Source organism: Faecalibacterium sp. AF27-11BH (assembly GCF_003603005.1).
Taxonomy (GTDB): domain Bacteria; phylum Bacillota; class Clostridia; order Oscillospirales; family Ruminococcaceae; genus Faecalibacterium; species Faecalibacterium taiwanense.
Genome location: NZ_QVGS01000034.1, coordinates 1 through 1,089, shown reverse-complemented (window position 1 = coordinate 1,089; position 1,089 = coordinate 1). Strand labels below are relative to the sequence as shown.

At 53.3% G+C, this 1,089-nt stretch carries 1 protein-coding gene and 1 pseudogene; both read left to right on the top strand.

Annotated elements, in window-relative coordinates:
• A pseudogene (locus tag DWY76_RS13755) lies at nt 1-363 on the top strand (ParA family protein); the annotation flags it as partial.
• Nucleotides 320-1,089 (top strand): ParB/RepB/Spo0J family partition protein (locus DWY76_RS13750; protein ID WP_120081605.1); only part of this gene is annotated, 770 nt, incomplete at its 3' end. The pseudogene DWY76_RS13755 and the gene DWY76_RS13750, both read left to right, overlap by 44 nt.

Genomic DNA, 1,089 nt, shown 5'->3' with positions numbered 1-1,089 from the left:
GTGCAGGCGCAGTATCTGTCTGCAAAAGGCTTGGAACAGCTTTTGCAGACGGTGCAGAAAGTCCGGCGGCAGATCAACCCGAAACTAAAAATTGAGGGTATCCTGCTGACCATGACCGATAGCCGCACCAACTACGGGCAGCAGATCGACAACCTGATTCGAGGTGCCTACGGCAGTAAGATCAAAGTGTTCGCCCAGACCATTCCCCGGTCTGTCCGCGCTGCGGAGATCAGTGCCGTGGGTAAGAGCATTTTCCAGCACGACCCCAAAGGCAAGGTGGCAGAAGCCTATAAATCTCTGACCGAGGAGGTGATGGCGAATGCCGAAAGGCAGCTTAAACGTGTCGCTGAAAGGGGCAGATGACATTTTCTCCACCGAGGAATCCCGGCAAGAGCAGCAGAGGGAACAGGTGCAGCAGATTCCCATTGGAGAACTGGTCCCCTTCAAAAACCACCCCTTTAAGGTCTTGGATGACGAGTCCATGCAGCGCACCGTAGAAAGCGTAGAACAGTACGGCGTGCTTTCTCCGCTGATTGCACGTCCTCGCCCGGAAGGTGGCTACGAGATCATCTCCGGGCACCGCCGCCAGCACGCTGCACAGCTTGCTGGGCTGGATGCCCTGCCTGTTATCGTCCGTCAGATGGATGATGATGCCGCTGTTTTGCTCATGGTGGATTCAAACCTCCAAAGAGAGAACATCCTGCCCAGTGAAAGGGCTTTCGCCTACAAAATGAAGCTGGAGGCTCTAAAAAATCAAGGTGCTAGGTCAGATTTAACTTGTGGCCAATTTGGCCACAAGTTAATTGGTGCAAAAGCGCGAGATATTGTCGCTGATGAATCAGGTGACAACGCTCGAAATGTCCAAAGGTTTATCCGTCTGACCAGCCTCATCCCTGAACTGCTGGACATGGTAGACGAAAAGAAAATTGCCTTCAATCCCGCTGTGGAATTGTCCTATCTGGACGAAAGCCAACAGCGGGATTTTTTAGAAGCGATGAACGACACCCAGAATGCGCCGTCCCTTTCCCAAGCGCAGCGGCTCAAAAGGCTGGCGCAGGAAGGGCACTTCTCGTATGATGTTGCCTTTGC